The organism is Streptomyces sp. NPDC030820 (assembly GCF_055572075.1).
In genome coordinates this window covers 111,220-134,059 of the sequence record NZ_JBVIEB010000016.1, presented here as the reverse complement: position 1 = coordinate 134,059, position 22,840 = coordinate 111,220, and the positions used below count along the sequence as shown (strand labels likewise).

Genomic DNA, 22,840 nt, shown 5'->3' with positions numbered 1-22,840 from the left:
CCGCCATCCGCACGCCCGCGATCCTCCCGGCCGTCCTCTCGCTCGCCCTCGGTCTGTGGGGGATCCGGCGAGGCGGCAGCCTGTGGCGGGACGAGGCCGTGACATACGACATGGCGCAGCGCTCGCTGCCGCAGCTGGGCCGGACGCTGGTACACGCGGACGCCGTGCACGGCCTGTACTACCTGCTGATGCACGTCCTGTTCCGTACCGCCGCCGGAGCGGACCCGCTGCTCGTGCTGCGACTGCCGTCGGTGCTGGCGACGGCGGTGACGGCCGGGCTGCTCGCGCTGCTCGGGCAGCGTCTGGCGGGGCCCCGGGCGGGGCTGCTGGCCGGGGTGGCGTTCGCGGTGCTGCCGCCGGTGCAGCGGTATGCGCAGGAAGGCAGGTCGTACGCGGTCGTGTGCATGCTGGTGGTCGGGGCGTCAGCCCTGCTGGTACGGGCCGTGCGGGTGCGGACCCGGGGGGCCTGGGCCGGTTACGCCGCCGTTCTGCTCGCCGCCTGTCTGCTGCACGAGTTCGCGGTGCTGGCGCTGGCCGCGCACGCGGTGGCGGTGCCGGCAGCGGTCCGGCGCGCCTGGGCGCAAGCGGCGAGCGCGGTGGTGTCGGGCGTCGCACCGCTGGCCGTATGCAGTATGCGGCAGTCCGAACAGGTCGCCTGGATCGGCGGCCCAGGCGCCGGGGCGCTGCTCGGCTTCGCCGCGGTCACGCTCGTCGGGCTGGCCTGTGCCGCGTTGCTGCCCCGCGGACGGCGGCCCGAGGGCGTGGGCCTGGTCCAGCTGGCGCTGCCACTGCTCGTGCTGCCGGGACTGCTGCTGATGCTGGTGTCCCTGGCCGAGCCGCTGTACGTCGACCGGTATGTGCTGTACGGCCAGGCCGGGCTCGCCCTGCTGACCGGCGCCGCTCTGGACCGGCTGGCGCGGGGCGGGGGCGGTGTCCGGGCCGGAGCGGTCCTGGCCGCCGGGGCCGCGGTGACCGCGCTGCTCCCCGTCACCCTTGATCTGCGCACCCCGTCGAGCCGGCTCGACGACGTCAGCGCCGTGGCCGAGGCCGTGGGCACGGCGCGGGAGGGCGCCGACGGGGTGCTGTATCTGCCGGGCCGGCGCCGGGTGTGGTCGTTCGTCGCACCGGACTCCGTGCGTGGGCTGCGCGACCTCGCTCTGGTGCGCGCCCCGGCGGCCTCCGCGACCCTCTACGGCGAGGAGGCGGCCCCGTCCGTCATACGGGCCCGCCTGCTCACCGCCCGCCGGGTGGTCGTGCTGCGCGACCCGGTGGGACAGCCGGCGGACCCGGACCCGCGCGAGGCGGTCAAGCGCCGGGTGCTCGCCGAGCACTTCGAGGAGTGCGGGACGTGGGCGGTGCGGGGTGCACGGGTGAGCGTGTTCGCACGGGCGGGGTGGTGCTGAGTTGCGCGGGCAGGCCGCTGCCGAGCCGCGCGGGCGGGGCGATTTGCCGAGCTGCACGAACGGGACGGTGCCGAGCTGCACAGGCAAGGCGGTGCCGGATCGCGCGGCCGAGCGGGCATGCGGCGCCAGGGGCGTGGTCGTGCTCGGTACCGCACCCGCCCCCCGGAGGCACGCCGGGCCGCGTCCGGTCACACCGGTCGTACCGCCCGGTGCACCGTGTGGGCCGCCAGTACGAAGACGTCGGGGCGTCGGTGGAGGCTGCCGGGATCGGCGGGGTCGAGGAGGCGGTCCAGGGTGGCCCGGTCCTCGGTGTCCAGGACGTCGGCGTGGATGTCCCGGGTGCGGGTCAGCACGCCGACGACGAAGGCACGGACCCGGTCCGGTACCGGGGCGGGGATGTCGAGCAGGAAGCTGCGGGTGCCCGTGTGCTTCAGGCCGGCCGCGGCCAGCAGGGCGGGCCAGTCCTCGGTCTCGGCGACCGCGCCGGGCAGCTCGGCGCGCATCCGCGCGAAGCGGTCCTCCTGGGCCGCGTCGATGCGGGCCTGCAGTCCGGGGCGGCCGAAGCCGATCTCGCGGGGCAGATAGCGGGCGTGCAGACCGCCCTCCAGGATGGCCAGGGTGCCGCCGGGGGCGAGCCGCGCGCCGAACGCGGCGAGCGCGGCCCTCTGGTCGCCGAGGTGGTGCAGGCTGCGGCTGGCCCACAGCAGGTCCGCCGGATAGTCCAACCCGGCCAGGGATTCCGGCAGTTCGCCTGCCAGGGTGTCGAAGCGGTCGGCGAAGCCCAGGCGGGCGGCCCGGTCCCGGGCGCGCTCCAGAAGCGGTTCGGAGGCGTCGGCGGCGACCACCCGCGCGCCGGGGAACGTCTCCGCCATCAGGCAGGCGATCACTCCGGGCCCGCTGCCCGCGTCCACGATCAGTCCGGGCTCGGTCACCTCCTTGCCCAGCCAGGCCAGGGCGCGCGCGTACGCGGGGGCGGACACCTCGGCCTCCGCCTCCAGCAGCGCCGCCATCGCGGCCCAGTCGACGTCGCCGCCGTGCTGTGCGGGGTGCCCGTGGTGGTGGGCCCGGTGGTCGTGTGCCATGTCGCTCAGCCTCTCGCTCGGATGCGGTCAGAGTGCGACGGCACACGAGGAGATGCCAGTTTCGTTGCCGGTGCCGCAAAAAGGGTGCCGGTGCGGCAAAAAACCGGGTGCGCCCGAGCGGGCTCGGGGCCACCATGGGGATCCGTGGACGACGAACTGGTGCAGCGCTTCCTCGACGACGGCTTCTTGAAGATCGACGGCGCGGTCCCGGCCCCTGTCGCCGGGGACTGCGCCCGGCTGCTGTGGCGGGAGACCGGTTACGACCCGGACGATCCCGGCACCTGGAAGGATCCCGTGGTGTGGGTCGGGGACATGGCCCAGGAGCCGTTCGACGCGGCGGTCAACTCCCCTGTGCTGCTCGAGGCGTTAGATCTGCTGGTCGGTGAGGGCCGATGGGTGCCGCGCCATTCGCTGGGCGCGTTCCCGCTCCGCTTCCCGCACACCGAGGAGCCGGACGACGCCGGCTGGCACATCGAAGGCAGCTACCTGCCGGACGGCGAGAGCTGGCACTTCGCCAACCTGCGCTCGCGGGACCGCGCGCTGCTGATGCTGTTCCTGTTCAGCGAGGTCACCGAAGCCGACGCCCCGACGCGGATCCGGGTCGGCTCGCACCTGGACGTGCCGCCGCTGCTGCAGCCGTACGGCGAGGCGGGGGCGTCCATCCTGGAGCTCGGCCCCCGCCTGGACCGGGCCACGGCGCACCGCCCGCTCGCCCATGCCACCGGCCGCCCCGGTGACGTCTACCTCTGCCATCCGTTCCTGGTGCACGCGGCCCAGCCGCACCACGGCACCCGGCCGCGTTTCATGGCGCAGCCGCCGCTGTATCCGGCGGTGCCGTTGGAGCTGGAGCGGCCGGGCGGCGGGTACTCGCCGGTGGAGCGCGCGATCCGCCGGGGTCTGGTCCGGTAGGACCCGGACCCCGGCGGAGGTCACCGGGTCAGGACAGCGGCGGATACGTGTTCTGCATCAGCTGCTGGAACTGGGCGGAGAACGAGTGTCCGGCCGGCGGCGCGTCCGGCGGGGCGCCGGTCGGGTTGTTGACGTTGCGGGCGTTGCCGCCGTACGTCGGGTCGCAGCCCCCGCTGAGGACTTGGACGGACCGCCGCCTGGGAGGCGGCGGTCCTGACGAGGTCAGTTCCAGATGCCGCTGATGTCGGAGGCGTTGGCCGCGGCTCCGGCGTGGGTGGTCAGCCCGGCCAGGTCCTCGAGGGTGCGCAGCGTGTCGTAGTGGTTGTAGCGCGTCGAGGTGGAGCTGCCCGGCGCGACGTGCGCACCGTAGAACACGGTGGCGATGTGGTTGCTGTGCGAGCTGTCGTCCTCGTCGAAGGTGACGGCGAGGATGCTGTTGTGCGTCTTGGCCCAGGTGGCATAGGCGCTGAGGTTGTTCTTCAGCCAGGTGTCACCTGTGCTGATGGAGCAGTCGTGCATGTCGTTGCACAGGTTCGGCACGACGAACGACTCCTTGGGCAGGGTCGTGTAGTCCGTCGGGAACTGCGTGAAGGTGTGCGCCGTGTTCAGCGGGACGTTGCTGAAGGCGAACCACGGGTTGTGCTTGCGGGCGTACTTCGTGGCGGAGTTGGTGCACACCGTGGAGCCCTCGGAGGGCAGGCCCTCGTTGTAGCTGCCCCACGTCTTGCCGGCCGCGATGAGCTCGGAGCCGAGGTTCGCGGCGCTGCTGAACTGCGGGGTGTAGCAGTTGTCGTTGGTGATGCCCTGGTTGTTCCCGGAGAACAGGTCCAGGTAGTTCGGCTGGCTGGGGTGGGTGATGGCGAACGAGTTGGTGAGGTTACCGCCGCCGGACACAAGCGTGTTGTTCAGGTACGGGGCGCTGGAGCTGCCGATGACCTGCTCGTAGGAGTGGTTCTCGAAGACCACGACGACCACGTGATCGGGGGTGGGCAGAGTGGCGGCCTGGGCGGCCGGGGCGGCGGCCCAGACACCGAACAGGGCGGCGGGGAGAGCGGTGACGAGGGGGAGCGCCCGGCGCGAGCGCTTGATGCGGGACAGCAAGGACATGGTGGACCTCCTGTGGGAGCGGTCAGGACAGCGCGGGGGGTTGTCTACTGCTCAGGCGGTCGTCTTTGCTCGGGCAGCTAGGAGAGTAGGGGGCCGCCCGCGAGGTCTTCAGGTCCACTGAAGTGAAGGGCCGTCAAACAGTCGTGAACCGCTCGGAGTTGCCGCGTCCTCAGCCGTCCGTGGGCTTGGTGAAGGCCCGCACCCGGAAGACGGGGTCCGGGCGGCGGCGGTCCTGGTCGGGGAGGCGGGCCAGGCGTACGGCGAACTCCTCGGTGCGCGGATCGCCCGGTGGCAGCTGGGTGAACCAGCCGCGGCGCAGGTCGGCGATGGTGGTGCGCGGGCTGCGGCCCTGTCCGACGCCCGTGAACGTGGTGCGGCCGGCCGGCTCCAGCCCGTGCCGGACGGCGTGCGCGGTGACCTTGTCGGCGGCGTCCTGGGCGGCGCGGCGCGGGCGGGAGGCGAGGACGGCGTCGATGTCGCTGCCGACGTCGTGCGCGTCGGCCTTGTCGACGGTGGTGACGTACACCCCGCCGGGGCGCAGCACACGGGCGCACTCGGCGACGACGGCGCGGACGTCGCCGGGGTCGTCCAGGAGGTGCAGCAGCCAGATGCTGGTGACCGCGTCGAAGGTGCCGGCGGGGAAGGGCAGCCGGCGGCTGTCGGCGCGGACGACGGCGCCGGGCAGTCGGGCGCCCGCCATGCGGACCATGGCCGGTGTGAGGTCCGTGCCGGTCACCCGCAGTCCGGGCCGGTCGGCGGCGAGCCTGCGGGTGACGATGCCGGTGCCGCAGGCGATGTCGAGGAGACGGCCCGGGGTGTCGGGTATCAGGTCGAGGACGGCCCGCGTGGCCGCCGCGGCGCGGGCCTCGCCACCTCGGGACGCGTCGTAGACATCGGCTTCTTTGTCGTAATCGAGCACGCCGCTCAGTGTGCGCCGTGACCTGGGGCGATGTCCTCCACCTTGCGGGCGAGCGCGAAATCCTTCTCGGTGAGGGCGCCCCCCGCACTGTGTGTGTGGACGGCGAGGGCGACGGTGTTGTAGCCGAGGGTGAGGTCGGAGTGGTGGTCCAGCTCGTCCTGGACGGCGGCGACGTGCATGACCAGCGCGGCGGCCGCGACGTGGGAGCCGAGCCGGTAGGAGCGGGTGAGCCGGCCCTCGTCCACCGACCAGCCGGGCAGTTCGGCGAGCCGGTCCTCGATCTCCTTCTGCGACAGCGGTTCGACGGCCATGGCCTTCGGCTCCCTTCGACGCGACGGGAAGACGGGGTACGGGTGTACGCCATCAGCCTGCCACGTCAGCCCCTCGCGTAATCCGCCGCACGCCGCCGGGTCAGCCCCGTGCGCACTCCGCCGCCAGGTCGTCCGCGAGTGCGGCGATCCGGGCCCGGCCCTCCACCCGCGCCACCCAGTCGTGCGGCAGGCCCGTGTCGCCGTGCAGCGCGCCGAGGAGGTTGCCGCAGATGGAGCCGGTGGAGTCGCTGTCGCCCGAGTGGTTGACGGCCAGCGGCAGCGACTCCTCGGGGCGGGGCTCGGCGAGCGCGCAGTAGACGCCGATGGCGAGGGCCTCCTCGGCGACCCAGCCCGCGCCGAGGGACTCCACCTTCTCGGCCGTCGGCGTCCCGTCGGCCGCGAGGTCCAGCGCGGCGCGCAGCGCGGCCGTGGTCTCCGTGTGGCCGGGGTGCCGCTCCAGCAACCGCAGCGTGCGCAGTACGGCAGCCTCCAGGGACTCCCCGGCGACCAGATGCGCCACGATCGCGGCGAGCGCACCGGCCGCGTAGTAGCCGGTGGGGTGGCCGTGGGTGATCTGGGCGCCGCGCGCGGCCATGGCGAAGGCCTCCTCGGCGGGGCCGACCAGGCCGAAGGGGGCCGAGCGCATGACCGTGCCGCAGCCCTTGGAGTCGGGGTTGACCTCGCCCGGTGTGCCGTCCAGCGGGAGCGCGGGGTCGGGCGCGTACATCTGGGCCACGCCGGACAGGCAGGCGTTGCCGGGGGCGCGGCGCGCGTACAGCCAGGCCTCGGTGACCAGGCCGCCGGCCGGTGCGCCGGGCTGCGGTGCCGGCTGCTCGGGGCCGGGCTTCGACTGCGTTTCCAGCCAGCGCTCGTACGCCTGACGCAGCAGCAGGGGCCAGGCGCCGCCGATGCCCTCGCGCTGCCGTGCGTGCGCCTGGATCAGGGCCTCGACGGTGAACAGGGTCATCTGGGTGTCGTCGCTGATCAGGCCGATCGCGCCGTACGCACCGGGGACGAGACCGGTGACGCCGCGTGCACCGTGGGCGGCGCGGATCCGGTCCAGGGAGGAGAACTCCACGGGGTAGCCGAGGGCGTCACCGAGCGCGCCGCCGAGGAGACAGCCGCGGACCCTGGCCCGGTACACGGCCGCGGCCTGAAGGGACGCCTGGGTGGACGAGATCCGTTGCCACGGCTTCGACCAGAGCTCGTTCATGCGCAACTGAAGCAACTCCTCGACTACGGTCGGACCTATGGCCATTGTCGCTTCCGGTCCCTCCGCGTCCACCACCGCCCCCACCGCCGACAAGGGCGTCGGCCCGCTGCTGCGCGCCTGGCGGGAGCGGCGCCGGATCTCCCAGCTGGAACTGGCGCTGCGCGCCGACTCCTCGGCCCGGCACATCAGCTTCATCGAGACCGGCCGGTCCCGGCCGAGCGAGGAGATGGTGCTGCGGCTCGCCGAACATCTCGACGTGCCGGTGCGCGAGCGCAACGCGCTGCTGCTGGCGGCCGGTTACGCCCCGCACTATCCGGAGACGCCGCTGGGCGACCCGGCGCTGGACGCGCTGCGCGAGGGCATGGGGCGCCTCATCCAGGGCTACGAGCCCTATCCGGCGCTGGTGGTCGACGCCGGTTACACGGTCGTGGCCGCGAACCGGGGCATCGGGATGCTGCTGGACGGCGTGCCGGAGCAACTGCTGTCGCCGCCGAACTCGATGCGGTTGACCCTGCATCCGGAGGGTCTTGCGCCGCGCATCCGCAATCTGCGCGAGTGGCGGGGGCATCTGCTGGCGCAGATGGAGCGGCAGATCGCCCTGCAGCGCTCGGACCAACTGCGCGCCCTGTACGAGGAGGTGGCCGCCTACCCGGTGCCGGAGGACGCGCCGGGTGACGAACCGGCCGAGCCCGTCCCGTACTTCGCGCTGCCGCTGCTCATCGAACACGACGGCCGGGTCCTGTCGTTCGTGTCGTCGATCTCCACGTTCAACACGCCCATGGACGTCACGGTCGCCGAACTCGCCATCGAGACGTTCCTGCCGGCGGATCCGGCGACCGCCAAGTACCTGCAGACGCTGGCCGTTTGACCGCTCCCGCCACCCGGCTCCCCTCGGACCCGTGTACGAGAGAGGATCACATGGCAGACTGCCCGCGTACTTCGGCGCGTAGGGGAGGGCGTGGCGTGAGTGAGCGGCGGGCTGCGCCCACCGTGGGCCAGGTGGTGCTCGGTAAACGGTTGCAGGAACTGCGCGAGGCGTCGGGCCTGAGCCGGGAGGAGGCCGCCAAGGTCCTCAGGGTGGCGTCGGCGACCGTACGGCGGATGGAGATGGCCGAGGTCGCGCTGAAGATCCCGTACGTGCAGGTGCTGCTGGACACCTACGGGGTGGCCGAGGAGGAGGCGGCCGCGTTCGTGCGGCTGGCCGAGGAGGCGAACCAGCCGGGCTGGTGGCAGCGCTTCCACGACGTGCTCCCGGACTGGTTCAGCCTGTACGTCAGCCTGGAGGGCGCCGCCCGGATCATCCGCTCCTACGAGCCGCACTTCATACCCGGTCTGCTGCAGACCGAGCACTACGCGCGCGCGGTACTGGAGGCCGGGACGATCGGGCAGACCTCGCCCGAGAGCGTGGAACGCCATGTGTCGCTGCGCATGGAACGACAGCGGCTGCTGGAGCGGGACGACCCGCCCCACCTGTGGGTGATCATGGACGAGACGGTGCTGCGCCGCCCGGTGAGCATGCGCGCCGAGGTGATGCGCGAGCAGGTGGACCGGCTGCTGGAGTACGCCGAGCGGGACCGGGTCACGCTGCAGCTCGCCGAGTTCGCGGCCGGCCCGCACCCGGGGACGTACGCGCCGTTCACGCTGTTCCGGTTCGCGGAACCGGAACTGCCGGACATGGTGTTCACCGAGTACCTGACCGGCGCCCTGTACCTGGACTCCCGCCGTGAGGTGGCCGCGCACCTGGAGGTGCTGGACCACATGACCGCCCGCGCCGCTTCGGCACAGCGCACGCGGGCCCTGCTGCGGGAGTTCCGCGAGACCCTGTGACACCACGACCGGACCGATCTGAACGGGGAACAGCCGTATGACCGCACGCGATGCCACGCCCATGCCCGTCGACACCAGCCGTCCGCACCCCGCCCGGGTGTACGACTGGTGGCTGGGCGGCAAGGACAACTACCCGGTGGACGAGGAGCTGGCGCGGAAGATCCTCGCCGTGGACAACACGGTGGTGCGCGGGGCACGGGCCAACCGCCGGTTCATGCACCGGGCCGTCCGCACGGCGGCCGAGGCGGGGGTACGGCAGTTCCTCGACATCGGGACCGGTATCCCGACCGAGCCCAACCTGCACCAGGTCGCCCAGGGCGTGGCCCCGGAGTCCAGGGTGGTGTACGCGGACAACGACCCGATCGTGCTGCGGCACGCGGAGGCCCTGCTGCGCGGCTCCGCCGAGGGCGGCACGGACTACGTCCACGCCGACGTCCGTGACCCGGACACCATCCTGCGGCTGGCGGGCGAGTCCCTGGACTTCGGCCGCCCGGTCTCGCTGTCCCTGGTGGCACTCACCCACTACCTGGGTGACCAGGAGGACGATGTGTTCGGCCTGGTCAAGCGGTACGTCGACGAGCTCGCCCCGGGCAGCTTCCTGATCCTGTCCCAGGTCACGCAGGACCTGAGCCCCGAGGGGGTGGCGAAGGCGGCCGAGCTGTTCCGCCGCAGCGGCACACCGTTCCATCCCCGCACGCTGCCCGAGTTCTCCCGCTTCTTCGACGGCCTGGAACTGCTCGGCCCCGGCGTGATCCCGGTGTACGGCTGGCGCCCGGAGCCGGTGGACGTGGCGGCCCAGGCGGAGGGGGTCGTGCCGGTGTACGCGGGGGTGGCGGTCAAGCGCTGACCGCCCTGCCTCCGCTGGTGTGTGCCGCCGTGCGCCCCGGCCACCGGGCAGGCGTCAGGCGGCTCCGTCCTTGCCGCCGGGTTCGTCGTCCACGATCTCCGCGTCGACCACGCCCTCCGTGTCGGCCGGGGTCTCGTTCTCCTGTGTGGTCTGGCCACCCGCGGAGGCGGACGCGTACATCGCCTGGCCCATCTTCTGGCTGACGGTGGCGAGTTTCTCCACGCCGGTGCGCAGGGCGGTGGTGTCGGCGTTCTGTTCCAGGAGGGTCTTCAGCTCCGCCGCGGCCGTCTCGACCTCGCCGCGCGTGTCGGCGGGGATGCGGTCGTGGTTGTCGCGCAGGAACCTCTCGGTCTGGTAGACGAGTTGCTCGGCCTGGTTGCGGGTCTCGGCGGCCTCGCGGCGTTTGCGGTCCTCCTCGGCGTACTGTTCGGCCTCCCGCATCATGCGGTCGATGTCGTCCTTGGGGAGCGCCGAACCGCCGGTGACCGTCATCTTCTGCTCGCGGCCCGTCGCCAGGTCCTTCGCGGAGACGTGCATGATCCCGTTGGCGTCGATGTCGAAGGCCACCTCGATCTGCGGGACGCCGCGCGGCGCGGGCGGCAGCCCGGTGAGGTCGAAGACGCCGAGCTTCTTGTTGTAGGCGGCGATCTCGCGTTCGCCCTGGTAGACCTGGATGCCGACCGAGGGCTGGTTGTCGGTGGCGGTGGTGAAGATCTCCGAACGGCGCGTCGGGATCGTGGTGTTGCGTTCGATGAGCTTGGTCATGATGCCGCCCTTGGTCTCGATGCCGAGGGACAGCGGGGTGACGTCGAGCAGCAGGACGTCCTTGACGTCGCCGCGCAGGACGCCGGCCTGGAGGGCGGCTCCGACGGCGACCACCTCGTCGGGGTTGACGCCCTTGTGCGGGTCCTTGCCGGTGAGGTCGCGGACCAGGTCGGTGACGGCGGGCATCCGGGTGGAGCCGCCGACGAGGATGACGTGGTCGACCGCGGACAGCTGGATCCCGGCGTCCTGGACGGCCTGGTGGAATGGGTTTTTGCAGCGGTCGAGCAGGTCGGCGGTCAGCTCCTGGAACTGAGCGCGGGTCAGTTTCTCCTCCAGGTGCAGCGGACCCTCGGCGGAGGCGGTGATGTAGGGCAGGTTGATCGTGGTCTCCGAGGACGACGACAGCTCGATCTTGGCCTTCTCGGCGGCCTCGCGCAGCCGCTGCACCGCCATCTTGTCGGCGCCGAGATCGATGCCGTAACTTCCCTTGAACCGCTTCACCAGGTACTCGACGATCCGCTGGTCCCAGTCGTCGCCGCCGAGGTGGGTGTCGCCGTTGGTGGCCTTCACCTCGATGACGCCGTCGCCGATCTCCAGCAGGGACACGTCGAAGGTGCCGCCGCCGAGGTCGAACACCAGGACCGTCTGTTCGTCGCCCCGGTCCAGGCCGTAGGCGAGGGCGGCGGCGGTCGGCTCGTTGATGATCCTGAGCACCTTCAGGCCCGCGATCTCGCCGGCCTCCTTGGTGGCCTGCCGCTGGGTGTCGTCGAAGTACGCCGGTACGGTGATCACCGCGTCCGTGACGTCCTCGCCGAGGTAGGCCTCCGCGTCCCGCTTCAGCTTCTGCAGCACGCGCGCGGACAGCTCCTGCGCGCGCAGGCGGCCGCCGTCGATGGAACCCTGCTCGGGGAAGCGCCAGGAAGCGTCTCCCATGTGCCGTTTCACCGAGCGGGCGGTGCGCTCCACATTGGTCACGGCCTGCCGTTTGGCGACCTCGCCGACCAGCACCTCTCCGTTCTTCGCGAACGCCACCACGGACGGTGTGGTGCGCGCACCCTCCGCGTTGCTCACGACGGTGGGCTCGCCGCCCTCCAGGACGGCCACCACCGAGTTCGTCGTCCCGAGATCGATCCCGACCGCACGTGCCATGGTCCGTCCCCTTCCGCCCGGGCGCCTGCCGCACTCCCAGCACAGGCCGTGCCCGCGACGCTGTCAATGGCCGGTGCCCGGACACGGCGATGCCGCGCCCCTGGGGCGGGACGCGGCATCCGGGGCCGTACGGGCCTCAGGCCAGCTCGGCCGTCAGGGTGATGGTCGTACCGGCCAGGGCCTGGCTGACCGGGCAGTTCTTCTTGGCCTCCTCGGCGGCCGAGGCGAAGCCCTCCGCGTCCAGGCCGGGCACCTCGCCGCGCACGGTGAGGTGGATGCCGGTGATGCCCTCACCGGGCTGGAAGGTCACGTCGGCCTTGGTGTCGAGCCGGGTGGGCGGGGTGCCGGCACCGGCCAGGGCGTGCGAGAGGGCCATGGAGAAGCAGCTGGAGTGAGCACCGGCGATCAGCTCCTCGGGGCTGGTCTTGCCGTTCGCGTCCTGGGAGCGCGAGGCCCATGTGACCGGCTGCTCGGCGATGCCGGAGGAATCGAAGGTGACGACGCCGTTGCCCTGGAGCAGGTTGCCTTCCCAGACGGTGTGCGCGGTGCGCGTGGTGGCCACGATGGTTCCTTTCGCGTCGGGTCCCGTGACGTGAGATCCCGTTACGGGGGTTTTCCGTGCTCCTATCCGATCACATCCGGGCCCATCGCACTCCGAAGACCGGCCCACGCGCCGTGAACGGGAGGGGAACGGGAAGGAGTCGGCCGGTTTTCAGGCGGCCCGCTCGTCCTCGGTGTCGTCGGTCCCGGTGTCGTCGGCCCCGCTGTCGTCGGTCAGCGGGACCTGGGGGCCGTTCAGCTCGCCCAGCCAGCGGCGCAGCACCTGGTGCACCTGCTCGGCGCCGGTCAGTTCCGCCTCGCCGTCCACCGGTGCGGACAGGTCGAGCGGCGAGAGCAGGAACGGGTGGGACTGGGCGCCGCCGAGGCCGCCGTGGGAGCCGATCTGCTCCTCGAAGGCGAGGACCTCGCCGTCGGCGGGGTCGAGGGCGGAGTTCACCATGATGTCGGCGGTGTGCGGGAAGGAGTGGGTACGGCGGACCGCGTCGGCGGCGCCGGGACCGAACCGGGCCAGCGGGCCGGGCTGGTCGTCGAGCTTGCTCAGCGGGATCTCTGCGCCGTGGGCACCCAGCACCACGCCGTCGTGCTCCTCGCTGCGCACCAGGAGGAAGCCGATGCCGGGGTGGTTGGCGAGCGTGGTGAGCAGGGCGGGGTGGCGGGCGTCGATCTCCTCCTTGGTCATGCGGTGGGGCACGTCCGGAAAGGAGATCAGGCCGAGATTGCCGGAGGCCAGCACGATCGGTTCGGAGCGGGGGGAGGGGCGTAGCTGCTCGCTGCGCTCCTCCACCGGCCGGCGCAGCGCCGCGCGTACGGCGGCACGGGCCTCGGCTCCGCTGTGTGTACTCCCCCGCTGCCGAACGCGTGGGGGGACCCCCATCGCCCGGCGCGGCACGTGCAGCCCGCAACCGGCCCGTACCAGGTCGCCGAGGGTGAGTCCGTAGCGGGACCGGAAGGTCTCGCCGGGGGTCTGCCCGTGGTCGGAGAGCACGACGACGCGGTACGGGCGGGGAGCGTGTTCGGCGACCCGCTGGAGGAGGGCGAGGCAGCGGTCGAGGCGCTGCAGGACCTTCTCGGCGTCGCGGCTGCACGGGCCGGAGTGGTGGGCGACCTCGTCGTAGGCGACGAGATCGGCGTAGACGGCGGTGCGCCCGGCGAGCATGTCGCCCATCACCGCCGCGACGACGACGTCCCGTTCGACGACGGTGGCGAAGGCGCGGACGAGCGGGTAGAGCCCGCCGCGGCTCACCCGGGGACGTTGCTTGCGGATCCGGGCGCGGGTGGACTGGCCGATCTCGCGCGCGACCTCGGCGACGAAGGACAGGGCGGTGCGGACGGCATTGGCGGGGTCGGAGAAGTAGGCGAAGTAGCCGGCGCGGGAACGGTTCTCCCGGCCCCGGCGGCGGGCCGCGATGGACAGCACGAGGGCCTGTTCACCGGCGCCGCCGCTGAAGAGGTTGCCCCGGCTGGCGCCGTCCACGGTGAGCAGTCCGCCGTCGCCGGTGTGCAGTATGGCGCGGCGCTGCAACTCGGCGGCGCTCGTCGGCCGGTTGCACACCGTCACCTCCCCGCGCTCCTTCTCGTACCAGCGGAAGGCCGGCACGTCGAAGGTGCTGCCGTGGAGGATGCCGAGCTGACTGGCACCGGTCTGGCTGGACCAGTCGGTGCGCCAGGGGGTGAGGCGGTGGGTCGGCCGCGGGCCGCCGCCGGTCGACCGTATGCCGTCGCCGGTCGGTGGTGCACCGTCGCCCGTCCCCAGCCAGCGTGCGACCGTGGGCATCAGCCCCTTGCGGACCGCGTCGACGAGGACGTCGTGGCCGACCCCGTCGAGCTGGACGAACACCAGGCCGGGGGTGGTGGGGCAGGGCGGGTCGGTTCTGCGGCGGCGGGCGGCGAGGCGGTGCAGGCGGCGGCGGTAGGTCTCGTCGTCGCGGACGGCGAGGGCCGCGCCGGTGGCCGAGGCGACGGCGGACATCACCGCGGCCACGATGACGGCGGTCTCGGGAGCCGCCTCGCCGCGGCCGGAGGGGTTGACGCGCAGGGCGAGCAGCAGCAGGGAACCGTTGAGGAAGAAGACCAGCAGGCCGAGCACGAGGGCGGGTACGAGCAGCAGGAGCCGGACGAGGAGCGGCCAGACCACGGCCGAGAGCACACCGAAGGCACCGGCACCGCAGGCGGCGGTGACGGCGATGCGGGTGGCGCTGTCGCCGTCGGCGGACTGGAGTCGGAAGTCGGGCAGGAGGGCGGCGAGGACCAGCATGGTGAGGGTGGAGACCGCCCATACGGCGGCGCTCCGTCCGATCTGACTGGCGACCCGCCGCCACCGCACGCCTCGCACGCCTCGCACACCTCACGTCCCGGCCCGCTCGACGCGAGGGCCCCGCTCCACCTTGTCACACGGGTTGCCGGGCACGTGACGGGCCGGACTCCCGAGCCGATCGGCGAGCTGCGGGGCCCTCTTCACAAGGCGTCAGGCTGCCCGCGAAGTCGAGCTGATCGCGTTGTCAGTGCCCCCTGTCATCATCCCGGCATGCTCTACGAAGCCTTGGTGACCGAATCCCGCAGGGACGACGCACTCGACGACGTGCGGTCTGCCGCGCTCGACCGGGTCCGCTGGCTCGTCGACCTGCTGGAGCGTCAGCGGACCGAGTTCCGGCGGGCCATGGGACACGAGCGCCGGCGGTCGGGGGCGGCGGGCGCGGCGACCCGGGCCGAGATCGACGCGCGGCTCGCGGCCTGCGCGGACGAGGAGGGCAGGGCCGCGGTCCTGTGCCTCATGCTGGCCGCCCGCTTCGACGACATGAGCCTGTGGCAGTACGACGCCGAGATCGGGTCTCTGATCACACGGGTGCGCGGCTGGACGCCCGAGGAGGTCGCGGTGATGCTGCTCCGCGCCACCGAGTACGACATGGGCTTCCGGTGCGCCGATGCGCTGGCGCTCGTGCTGAACGCCGCCGATCAGCTCGATGCCGACGGCCGCCGCGCGGTCCTGCCCTGGCTGCGGCACGCGCACATGGAGCTGATGGACACCTCGGTCGACGCGCGCCGGCGCACATCGCTCGGCAGGCGCCTGCGCGCGCTGCTCGCGAGCGTGGACGAGGCGCACATCCCCGAGGGACTGATCCCCGCCCCCGCTCCCTGGGCCGCCCCGCTGGCCGACCGCGCGAAGATCTCGCCGACCCGGGAACTGGCGGACTTCCTACGGCACTTGGCGAACCCGTCGGGGCCGCGTCCCTCACCGAAGTGGCGGCGCACGTGCGTCGGACTCGCCGACGCGGCGTCGGCGCGGGACCTCGTGGCCGACGTCCTGTGCGCGCTGGCCGAGGGCGATCCGCTGTGCAGCAGGGGAAGCGGCCCCCACGCCGGCTGGCTCCCCGGCGGATACCACTATCACTACCTCGTCCACCAGAACGACGGGGACCTGGCACGCGGCATCGTCTGGGCGGCCGCGCTGACCGCCGGCCCGGCGGCGGTGCCGTACCTGGACGCGCTCGCCCTGCGCACCGGCGGGCCCGGCAGAGACGTGACCGAGGACGTCAAGCTCGCGGGCGCCGCGATCAACGCGCTGGCCGAGGTCGACGATCCGGCCGCCCTGGAGGCACTGTGGCGGCTGCACTCCCGGATCCGGCACCGGGCCCTGCGCAAGCAGCTCGACACGGCCCTGGTGACGGCCGCCGCGCGGCAGGGCATCACCCCGGGGCAGCTCGTCGAGCGCAGCGTGCCCACCCACGGCCTGGCGCCGGACGGCTCACTGGAGCGGGAGCTGGGCGGACACCGGGCGCGGGTCGCGATCGAGGACGCGCTGACGGTAAGGCTCACCTTCACCGGTCCCGACGGGCGCACCTCCCGGACCGCCCCGGCCGCCGTGAAGGACGGATTCCCGGACCGGCTCGCGGAGTTGAAGGCTCTGGCCAAGTCGGCGCGGGGCACGTTGTCGGGTGAGCGGGCCCGCGTGGAAGCGCTGATGTCGGCGGGGCGCGAGTGGCCGTACGACGAATGGCTCCGTCACTACCGCGACCATCCGGTCACCGGTGTCCTCGTCCGCGGGCTGATCTGGGAGTTCCAGGGAGCGGACGGCGTGTGGCGCGCGGCTCTGCCTGCGGCCGAACCCTCCGGTGCGTCCCGGCGCGTCCGGTTGTGGCATCCGGTCCGGGCGTCGCCGGACGAGGTCGGCACATGGCGGGCGTGGATCCTCGCGGAGGGGCTGCGACAGCCGTTCAAACAGGCCTTCCGCGAGATATACCTGCTCACCGCGGCGGAGGAGGAGACCGGCGTGTACTCCAACCGGTTCGCCGCCCACATCGTCCACTACCGGCGCCTGTACGCGCTGTTCAAGGAGCGCGGCTGGCAGGCCAACTTCCTCGGCCGCTATGACGGCGGCTACGACGGGCTGGCGCGGGCGGAGTTCGGCGACGGCGAGTGGCGGGCCTGCTTCCATCACGAGCCCGCCGAGGGCGACGACCGGGACTACGCGCCCCAGTACGCCGCGACCGACCAGGTCCGCTTCGAGCGGCGGGACGGGCGGCGCTGGCGGGAGGTCCGGCTGGACGAGGTGCCCCCGCTGGTGTTCAGCGAGGCGATGCGGGACGTGGATCTCTTCGTCGGCGTGACGTCGATCGCCGCCGACCCCGACTGGACGGACCGGGGCGAGGACCGCCATGCCGCGTACTGGCGTACGGCCACCTTCGGCGAGCTGACGACGAGCGCGCAGATCCGCCGCGACGCCCTGGAGCGGATCCTGCCCCGTCTGAAGATCGCCGACCGGTGCATGCTCGACGGCCGCTTCCTGGTCGTCCGCGGCGAACTGCGCACGTACCGGATCCACCTGGGCTCGGCCAACATCCTCATGGAACCGGACGACAGCTACCTGTGCATCGTCCCGGCACACGGACGAGGCGACGGCAAGGTGTTCCTGCCGTTCGAGGACGACCGGCTCTCCCTCGTCCTCAGCAAGGCGTTCCTGCTCGCCGCCGACACGAAGATCACCGACGAGACCATCCTCATGCAGATCAAGCGAGGTGCCTGATGGCCACCGTGACGTTCCGGGACGAGACCGCGACGGGCAAGCCGGTCGCCGAGTGGGAGGTCGCCGGGCTGCCGGCACGGATGACCGTACGGGAGCTGATCAGACTCCGGGTCCAGGAGGAGGTCGCCCGGCACAACGCATGTCCCGGCGACCGGTTCAACGGCCTCGTGCGCCCCGACGGCGCCGAGACGGAGCTGAACGGCTACCGGCTGCGCGAGCCCCGCCGCATCGACTGGGCGCGCCAGGCCGAGATCGCCGAACGCGCCTTCCTGGCCAACGGGTTCTTCGTGCTGGCCGGCGATCGCCAGGTCGAGGATCTGGACGAGGTCGTGGATCTCGGCGTAGACCCCGACCTGGTCTTCGTCAAACTCGTCGCCCTCGTCGGCGGCTGAAGGGCCGCCTGGGCGCGGAAGCCGGCGGCATCTAGCGGCCGTCGTAGCCGGCCGTCGGCATGGACAGGCGGCGGTGCACACGGGCCTTCATCTGGGCGTCGTACGACGGCTCGGCCCGTCCGACGGTCTCCACGCGCACGCCCCGGCGCGCGCACTCGGCGGTGAACGCCTCGACCGAGGACAGAGCGCGCTGCAGCACGCGCAGGCTGGGCGCGACGAACACGTCCACTCCCGGCCGGACGCCGTCCCACAGCGCGCCGTGGTCGAAGCGCAGTCCGCCGACGAGGAGTTCCCGGGCGATGACGTATCCGCGTTCGGCGGCCCAGCGGGCGCACATGGCGTGCTGGCTGCGGGAGTCGACGAGGAAGGGGTCCGCCTCCAGTTCCTCCAGAGGGGTCAGGCTGGCGATCGCGATGACCCGCACCAGCGCGGGCGTGTCGGAGGTACCCCGCAGCTGTCCCATGGCGTCCCCCTCACCTCCGGGTTTCGCCGCAGACCCTACTCCTGCCCGTAGGCTTCGGGGAGTCGCGTGAAGGAGGCGAAAAGGGTGCCGGTGGAGATCACCTGGTGGGGTCACGCCACCTGCACGATCCAGGACGCGAACACACGGGTGCTCACCGATCCTCTGTTCGCCCGCCGGCTGGCACACCTGCGGCGGCGCCGGGGTGCCGTGCCGCCGGCCGAGGCCCGGCGCGCGGACGTGGTGCTGGTCTCGCATCTGCACGCCGACCATCTGCATCTGCCCTCGCTGGCGGGCCTCGCCCCGGGCACGCGCCTGCTCGTGCCACGGGGCGCACCACGGACGGTGCCCGGGCTGCGCCGGCTGCGGGTGACGGAGGTGGTGCCCGGGGACGTGGTGCGGATCGGTGAGCTGCTGGTGCGGGTGGTGCCGGCGCTGCACGACGGGCGGCGGCTGCCGGTGGGCCCGCACCGCTCGCCCGCGCTCGGCTATGTCGTGGAGGGCGAGGCCCGGACGTACTTCGCCGGGGACACCGGCCTGTTCGACGCGATGGCCGAGCGGGTGGGGCCGGTGGACGTGGCGCTGCTGCCGGTGGGCGGCTGGGGACCGTATCTCGGTGCGGGGCATCTGGACGCGCGCCGGGCAGCGCGGGCGCTGGCGCGGCTGGCACCGCGGGCGGCGGTGCCGGTGCACTACGGGACGTACTGGCCGATCGGGATGGACGCGGTGCGCCCGCACGAGTTCCATGCGCCGGGGGACGAGTTCGTGCGGCTGGCGGCCGAGGCGGCCCCGGGGGTCGCGGTGCACAGGCTGGGGCACGGCGAGAGCGTGCGGCTGGAGGTCGCACGGTGAGGTGTGCCTCGGTGGCGGTGCTGGCCGCCGCCGCTCCCGCGTCGACGGTGCCGCCGGAGTCGACGCAGCAGGCGATCGGCTATCCGTCGTTGTTCCTGCTGGTGCTGATCGGGGCGCTGGTGCCGGTGGTGCCGACCGGGGCGCTGGTGAGTTCGGCGGCGGTGGTGGCGTTCCATCAGACGGCGCCGTTCTCGCTGGCTCTGGTGTTCGTGACGGCGTCGCTGGCGGCGTTCCTGGGGGATGCTGCGCTGTACTGGCTGGGGCGGCGCGGCATGCGGTCGCGGAACGGGTCGCGGTGGCTGGAGGCGATACGGTCGCGGGCGCCGGACGCGCGGCTGGCTTCGGCGAGGGAGAAGTTGGCCGGGCATGGGGTTGCCGTGCTGGTGTTGTCCCGGCTTGTTCCCGCGGGGCGAATACCGGTGATGCTGGCCTGTCTGATGGCGGAGTGGCCGCTCAGGCGGTTCGCCCGGGGGAACCTGCCCGCGTGTCTGGCCTGGGCGGCCACGTATCAGGTCATCGGGGTCCTGGGTGGGTCGTTGTTCGAGGAGCCGTGGGAGGGGGTTGTGGTGGCGGTCGCGCTGACCGTGGTGATCAGCGCGGTGCCGGGTGTGGTGCGGCGGGTTCGCTAGCGCAGGGGCGCCTTACTCAAGCACCTTTGAAGCCCCGACCGGCAGATCCCACAGGTCTTCCCTCTCCAGTCCCGCCTTCTCCCAGGCCGTCCGCACCCTCGTGAGCGGTTCCAGGACCGGCTCTGCCGAGAGGATGAAGGTGCCCCAGTGCATCGGGGCCATCCGGCGCGCGCCCAGGTCCAAGGTGGCCTGTACGGCCTCCTCGGGGTCGCAGTGGACGTCGCTGAGCCACCAGCGGGGGTCGTAGGCGCCGATGGGCATGAGGGCGAGGTCGATGCCGGGGTAGCGGCGGCCGATGCGGGAGAACCAGTGGCCGTAGCCGGTGTCGCCGGCGAAGTAGAGGCGCCGGCCCTCGGCATCGGTGAGCACCCAGCCTCCCCAGAGGCTGTGACAGGTGTCGGTGAGAGTGCGCTTGGACCAGTGGTGGGCGGGGACGAAGTCGAAGCGGACGCCGGACAGTTCGGCGCCCTCCCACCAGTCCAGTTCGGTGACGCAGGTGAAGCGGCGCCGGCGGAACCAGCGGCCGAGGCCGGCCGGTGCGAACACCGGGGAGTCACGCGGGAGTTGGCGCAGGGTGGGGGCGTCCAGGTGGTCGTAGTGGTTGTGGCTGATGACGACGGCGTCGACGCGGGGCAGGGTGTCCCAGGGGACGCCGACGGGGGTGATACGGGCCGGGGTGCCGAGGATGCGGCGGGACCAGACGGGGTCGGTGAGCACGGTCAGACCGCCGATCCGCACGACCCAGCTGGCGTGTCCGGCCCAGGTGACGGCCAGGGTGCGGGTGTCGACGCGGGGCAGCGGGGCGGGAGCGCAGGGGAGCCGGTGGATGTCCGCGAGGCCTTCGGCGCCGGGGCGCACGGCGCCTTCGCGGGCGAAGCGGGCGAGGGCCTTGAGGCCGGGCAGCGGGGCGGTGAGCCGGTCGTGGAAGGTGCGTGGCCACACGCGGTGTTCGCCGAGGGGGCGGGGCTCGGCCAGCGGGGGGAAAGGGGGCGCCAGGGGGGTCGGGGTGCCGGCGGAGCGAGTCGGTGCGGTGGGTACGGTCGGGGCGGTCGTCGTGGCCGTCGTGGCCGATCCGGGCTCGTGCGTCTCGGGCTCATGCGTCTGCTGCGTCATCGAGGAGGCTCCCATCGCTGAGCGTCGTCGCGGAGATCGTCGAGGACCGACGTCAAGAAGATCAACGCGCGTTGCACATGTGGCAGTTCCAACGGCACGGGTGAGGTGAGGCATTCCGCGCGTTCCTCGTCGGTGCCGCCCAGCAGGGGGCCCGTGGCGAGTCGTACGCGCAGCGCCCCGAGGTCGTCGCCGAAACGGTGGCCGCCGGGCGCGGGCATGCCGAGCCGGGCGGTGAGGAGGTCCTCCAACTCCTGTGCGTCGCCGACGCCTCGTTCGGCGAGGGGTTCGCGCAGCGGGCCGAGGTCGGCGTACAGGTGACGGCCGGCCTGCGGGGGGCGGGCGAGCGCGCCGCCGGCGACGACCGCGGCGTGCGCGGCGGCGGCCACGCGCGCGTGCAGCCGTACGGCGGCCTCGCGGCGCTCGGTGACGGGCGCGGGTTCGTCGAGGGCGTAGCCGGCCGCGGCGGCGACCGGTGTGGCGATGCGGGCGCCGAGCCCGGTGAGGATGTCGAGCACGCGCGCGTGGAGCTCACGGCCGGATTCGGTGGCCGGGAAGCGGGCGACGGCGGCGGGCCAGCCGGCCGGCAGCAGGGATCCGGCGAGGTCGGTGACTACGGTGACCCGGTCGGGCTGCATCTCGGCGGGGCTGAGCAGCACGGTGTCGTGGGGGTGGTGCAGGGTGTCGCGCCAGGTCTCGTCGCTGACCAGGTGCAGTCCTTCGGCGGTGGCGGCCTCGACGGTCTCGTGCAGCAGTTCCGGCGGGGCGACGGTGGCGGTGGGGTCGTCGGCGACGGACAGCACGAGCAGCCGTGGGTCACCGCCCTCGGCGCGGACCCGGCGGACGGTCTCCAGCAGGGCGTAGGGGTCGGGGACGCCGCCGCTCTCGGCAGGAGTGGGCACGTGGTAGGCGGGCCTGCCGAGCACCCGGGCGTACGGCGCCCACCAGGCGGCGCAGGGGCGCGGGACGAGGACGTCGGCGCCGTCGCCGGCCAGTGCGGCGGTCAGGGCGAGCAGCAGCGCCGGGGCGCCGGGGCCGGCGGCGACCTGGTCGGGCAGGGTGGGCAGTCCGCGCCGGGTCCAGTAGCCGCAGGCCGCTTCGAGAAGGGCGGGGGCGCCGCCGACGGGCTGGGCGTCGGCACGGCTCGCCGCCGCGGCGAGCACGGCGGTGAGTTCGGGGAGCACGGGAAGGCCGTCGCCGGGCAGGGGCGGGCCGTAGCGGACGGGGCCGTGGCCCCCTGGGTCCGTCCGCCGCATGTCCACCTCCGCGCGGTCGTGGTGCCGTGTGCCGCCGGTCCGGGCCGTGGGCCGGACCGGGCGGACTGTGTCTTTCGTCGGGCTGCTGAGCCGGGGGGAGTGGGTGGGGGTGTGTGTCCGTGGCCTGTGGTGTCCGTTGGTGTGGGGCCGCCCGCCGGTGCCCTCGGGAGGGTGTGTACCCGCCGGGCGGCACTCCATGGGGGTGAGGGGCGTCGCCCCGATCACACGTCCGTGGACCGGCCTCCCGCCGCGCGCCGGGCGCCGTACAGCCGGTAGCCGGCTCCGCCGCAGGCCGCGGCGATGAGGGCGGCGCCGGTGGCGAGGGCCGGGACCGAGTCGGTGAAGCTGCCTCCCGTCCCGGCCTCGACTCCGTACTGCACGGTGGGCGGGTCACAGCCGTCGGTGCCGTGGGCCTGCCGGCCGCCGGGGTCGCCGCAGAGGCGACCGGCAAGGCAGGGCTCGTCATGGCCCTGCGCGCACCGGTGGCCGTCATCGGGGCACGCCTCCCCCGGCCTGCACCCCGAATCCGCACCACTCGGGCACGCCTCCCCCGGCCTGCACCCCGAACCCGGACCGCTTGGACACGCCTCCCCCGGCTTGCACCCCGAACCCGCACCACTCGGGCACGCCTCGCCCGGCTTGCACCCGGCACCGTCCTGGCAGGGCTCGCCGGGCCGGCAGGTGGCGGCGGGGCCGACGCGGGAGTCGCCGCACTGCTGTGGTGCGGCGCACGGGTCGGGGACGCTCATCGGAGCGGTGGCCAGGGGCGGGGACGGGGTGCCGGGGCCCACGTCGGCGGAGGCGGCGGGCCCGGCCAGGGCGAGCACGGCCCCGGCGGCGAAGGCGACGGACAGGGCACGGGCGGTGCGGCGCATGGGACGGGCTCCTCGGCGGACGCGGCGGATCGGTCGGCGGTGGCGATACACCGGACGCCGGTACGGCAGGCAGTGCGTCGAGCACCGGTACAGCGGTGCAGGATCGCTGCCCCTACGGCGTCACGGGTACGGGGCACGGGCGTGCCCCCGCTG

The 22,840-nt window shown here is 73.2% G+C and carries 21 protein-coding genes; 9 read left to right on the top strand and 12 right to left on the bottom strand.

The window, feature by feature from the left end; genetic code table 11:
• Positions 1 to 98: 98 nt before the first annotated feature.
• Complete coding sequence (locus ACZ418_RS35335; RefSeq protein WP_468371224.1) at positions 99 to 1,403, top strand: glycosyltransferase family 39 protein; 1,305 nt, start codon at positions 99 to 101, stop codon at positions 1,401 to 1,403.
• 188 nt (positions 1,404 to 1,591) lie between these two features.
• On the opposite strand, the gene ACZ418_RS35330 is transcribed toward ACZ418_RS35335, so the two are convergent.
• Entirely contained in the window at positions 1,592 to 2,485 is an 894-nt protein-coding gene (locus tag ACZ418_RS35330) for a class I SAM-dependent methyltransferase (RefSeq protein WP_468371223.1), read from the bottom strand.
• Positions 2,486 to 2,629: 144 nt separating this feature from the next.
• On the opposite strand from ACZ418_RS35330, the gene ACZ418_RS35325 reads away from it, so the two are divergent.
• Entirely contained in the window at positions 2,630 to 3,394 is a 765-nt protein-coding gene (locus ACZ418_RS35325; RefSeq protein WP_468371221.1) for a phytanoyl-CoA dioxygenase family protein, read from the top strand.
• 222 nt (positions 3,395 to 3,616) lie between these two features.
• On the opposite strand, the gene ACZ418_RS35320 is transcribed toward ACZ418_RS35325, so the two are convergent.
• From ACZ418_RS35320 to ACZ418_RS35305, 4 genes are all read right to left on the bottom strand, one after another.
• Entirely contained in the window at positions 3,617 to 4,501 is an 885-nt protein-coding gene (locus ACZ418_RS35320) for an alkaline phosphatase family protein (protein WP_468371219.1), read from the bottom strand.
• A 169-nt stretch (positions 4,502 to 4,670) separates the two neighbouring features.
• Positions 4,671 to 5,420, bottom strand: a complete 750-nt coding sequence (locus ACZ418_RS35315) for a class I SAM-dependent methyltransferase (RefSeq protein WP_468371218.1) — start codon at positions 5,418 to 5,420, stop codon at positions 4,671 to 4,673.
• A 5-nt stretch (positions 5,421 to 5,425) separates the two neighbouring features.
• A complete protein-coding gene (locus tag ACZ418_RS35310) occupies positions 5,426 to 5,731 on the bottom strand; it encodes a 4a-hydroxytetrahydrobiopterin dehydratase (RefSeq protein ID WP_468371217.1) in 306 nt (101 codons plus the stop codon).
• Between the two features lie 100 nt (positions 5,732 to 5,831).
• Positions 5,832 to 6,944, bottom strand: a complete 1,113-nt coding sequence (locus ACZ418_RS35305) for an ADP-ribosylglycohydrolase family protein (protein ID WP_468371296.1) — start codon at positions 6,942 to 6,944, stop codon at positions 5,832 to 5,834.
• A gap of 37 nt (positions 6,945 to 6,981) precedes the next feature.
• Between ACZ418_RS35305 and ACZ418_RS35300 the strand changes: the two genes are divergently transcribed.
• From ACZ418_RS35300 to ACZ418_RS35290, 3 genes are all read left to right on the top strand, one after another.
• Positions 6,982 to 7,812: a helix-turn-helix domain-containing protein gene (locus ACZ418_RS35300; RefSeq protein WP_468371216.1), complete on the top strand. Its 831-nt coding sequence runs from the start codon at positions 6,982 to 6,984 to the stop codon at positions 7,810 to 7,812.
• Positions 7,813 to 7,907: 95 nt separating this feature from the next.
• Complete coding sequence (locus ACZ418_RS35295) at positions 7,908 to 8,771, top strand: helix-turn-helix domain-containing protein (RefSeq protein ID WP_468371214.1); 864 nt, start codon at positions 7,908 to 7,910, stop codon at positions 8,769 to 8,771.
• Positions 8,772 to 8,808: 37 nt separating this feature from the next.
• A complete protein-coding gene (locus tag ACZ418_RS35290; RefSeq protein WP_468371213.1) occupies positions 8,809 to 9,618 on the top strand; it encodes an SAM-dependent methyltransferase in 810 nt (269 codons plus the stop codon).
• A gap of 54 nt (positions 9,619 to 9,672) precedes the next feature.
• Here ACZ418_RS35290 and dnaK read toward each other — a convergent pair whose 3' ends face one another.
• The 3 genes from dnaK to ACZ418_RS35275 all read right to left on the bottom strand — a co-directional run bounded on the left by dnaK (position 9,673) and on the right by ACZ418_RS35275 (position 14,425).
• The gene (gene dnaK / locus ACZ418_RS35285; RefSeq protein ID WP_468371212.1) at positions 9,673 to 11,532 is read right to left on the bottom strand and encodes a molecular chaperone DnaK; all 1,860 of its coding nucleotides are present in this window, start codon (positions 11,530 to 11,532) and stop codon (positions 9,673 to 9,675) included.
• A gap of 136 nt (positions 11,533 to 11,668) precedes the next feature.
• Complete coding sequence (locus ACZ418_RS35280) at positions 11,669 to 12,094, bottom strand: OsmC family protein (RefSeq protein WP_468371210.1); 426 nt, start codon at positions 12,092 to 12,094, stop codon at positions 11,669 to 11,671.
• Between the two features lie 150 nt (positions 12,095 to 12,244).
• Entirely contained in the window at positions 12,245 to 14,425 is a 2,181-nt protein-coding gene (locus tag ACZ418_RS35275) for an alkaline phosphatase family protein (protein ID WP_468371208.1), read from the bottom strand.
• Positions 14,426 to 14,617: 192 nt separating this feature from the next.
• Here ACZ418_RS35275 and ACZ418_RS35270 point away from each other — a divergent pair, with 192 nt between their 5' ends.
• Together ACZ418_RS35270 and ACZ418_RS35265 are read left to right on the top strand one after the other, a co-directional pair.
• Positions 14,618 to 17,113: a DUF4132 domain-containing protein gene (locus ACZ418_RS35270; RefSeq protein ID WP_468371206.1), complete on the top strand. Its 2,496-nt coding sequence runs from the start codon at positions 14,618 to 14,620 to the stop codon at positions 17,111 to 17,113.
• Positions 17,113 to 17,505, top strand: coding sequence for a hypothetical protein (locus ACZ418_RS35265; RefSeq protein ID WP_468371205.1), 393 nt, complete (start codon positions 17,113 to 17,115; stop codon positions 17,503 to 17,505). The genes ACZ418_RS35270 and ACZ418_RS35265 overlap by 1 nt, the downstream gene beginning before the upstream one ends.
• A gap of 31 nt (positions 17,506 to 17,536) precedes the next feature.
• On the opposite strand, the gene ACZ418_RS35260 is transcribed toward ACZ418_RS35265, so the two are convergent.
• The gene (locus ACZ418_RS35260; protein WP_468371203.1) at positions 17,537 to 17,968 is read right to left on the bottom strand and encodes a hypothetical protein; all 432 of its coding nucleotides are present in this window, start codon (positions 17,966 to 17,968) and stop codon (positions 17,537 to 17,539) included.
• An 84-nt stretch (positions 17,969 to 18,052) separates the two neighbouring features.
• Here ACZ418_RS35260 and ACZ418_RS35255 point away from each other — a divergent pair, with 84 nt between their 5' ends.
• Both ACZ418_RS35255 and ACZ418_RS35250 read left to right on the top strand, forming a co-directional pair.
• Positions 18,053 to 18,817 carry an MBL fold metallo-hydrolase gene (locus tag ACZ418_RS35255; RefSeq protein WP_468371294.1) on the top strand — a complete coding sequence of 255 codons (765 nt, stop codon included), beginning with the start codon at positions 18,053 to 18,055 and terminating at the stop codon, positions 18,815 to 18,817.
• An 11-nt stretch (positions 18,818 to 18,828) separates the two neighbouring features.
• Positions 18,829 to 19,446 (top strand): DedA family protein, encoded by a 618-nt coding sequence (locus ACZ418_RS35250; protein WP_468371201.1) that lies wholly within the window; start codon positions 18,829 to 18,831, stop codon positions 19,444 to 19,446.
• Between the two features lie 12 nt (positions 19,447 to 19,458).
• Here the strand turns inward: ACZ418_RS35250 and ACZ418_RS35245 are convergent, their stop codons facing one another.
• The 3 genes from ACZ418_RS35245 to ACZ418_RS35235 all read right to left on the bottom strand — a co-directional run bounded on the left by ACZ418_RS35245 (position 19,459) and on the right by ACZ418_RS35235 (position 22,687).
• Entirely contained in the window at positions 19,459 to 20,559 is a 1,101-nt protein-coding gene (locus tag ACZ418_RS35245) for an MBL fold metallo-hydrolase (protein WP_468371200.1), read from the bottom strand.
• Positions 20,556 to 21,812, bottom strand: a complete 1,257-nt coding sequence (locus ACZ418_RS35240) for an aminotransferase class I/II-fold pyridoxal phosphate-dependent enzyme (protein ID WP_468371198.1) — start codon at positions 21,810 to 21,812, stop codon at positions 20,556 to 20,558. Before ACZ418_RS35240 ends, ACZ418_RS35245 begins: the two co-directional genes overlap by 4 nt.
• A gap of 221 nt (positions 21,813 to 22,033) precedes the next feature.
• A complete protein-coding gene (locus ACZ418_RS35235) occupies positions 22,034 to 22,687 on the bottom strand; it encodes a hypothetical protein (RefSeq protein ID WP_468371196.1) in 654 nt (217 codons plus the stop codon).
• Between the last annotated feature and the right edge of the window lie 153 nt (positions 22,688 to 22,840).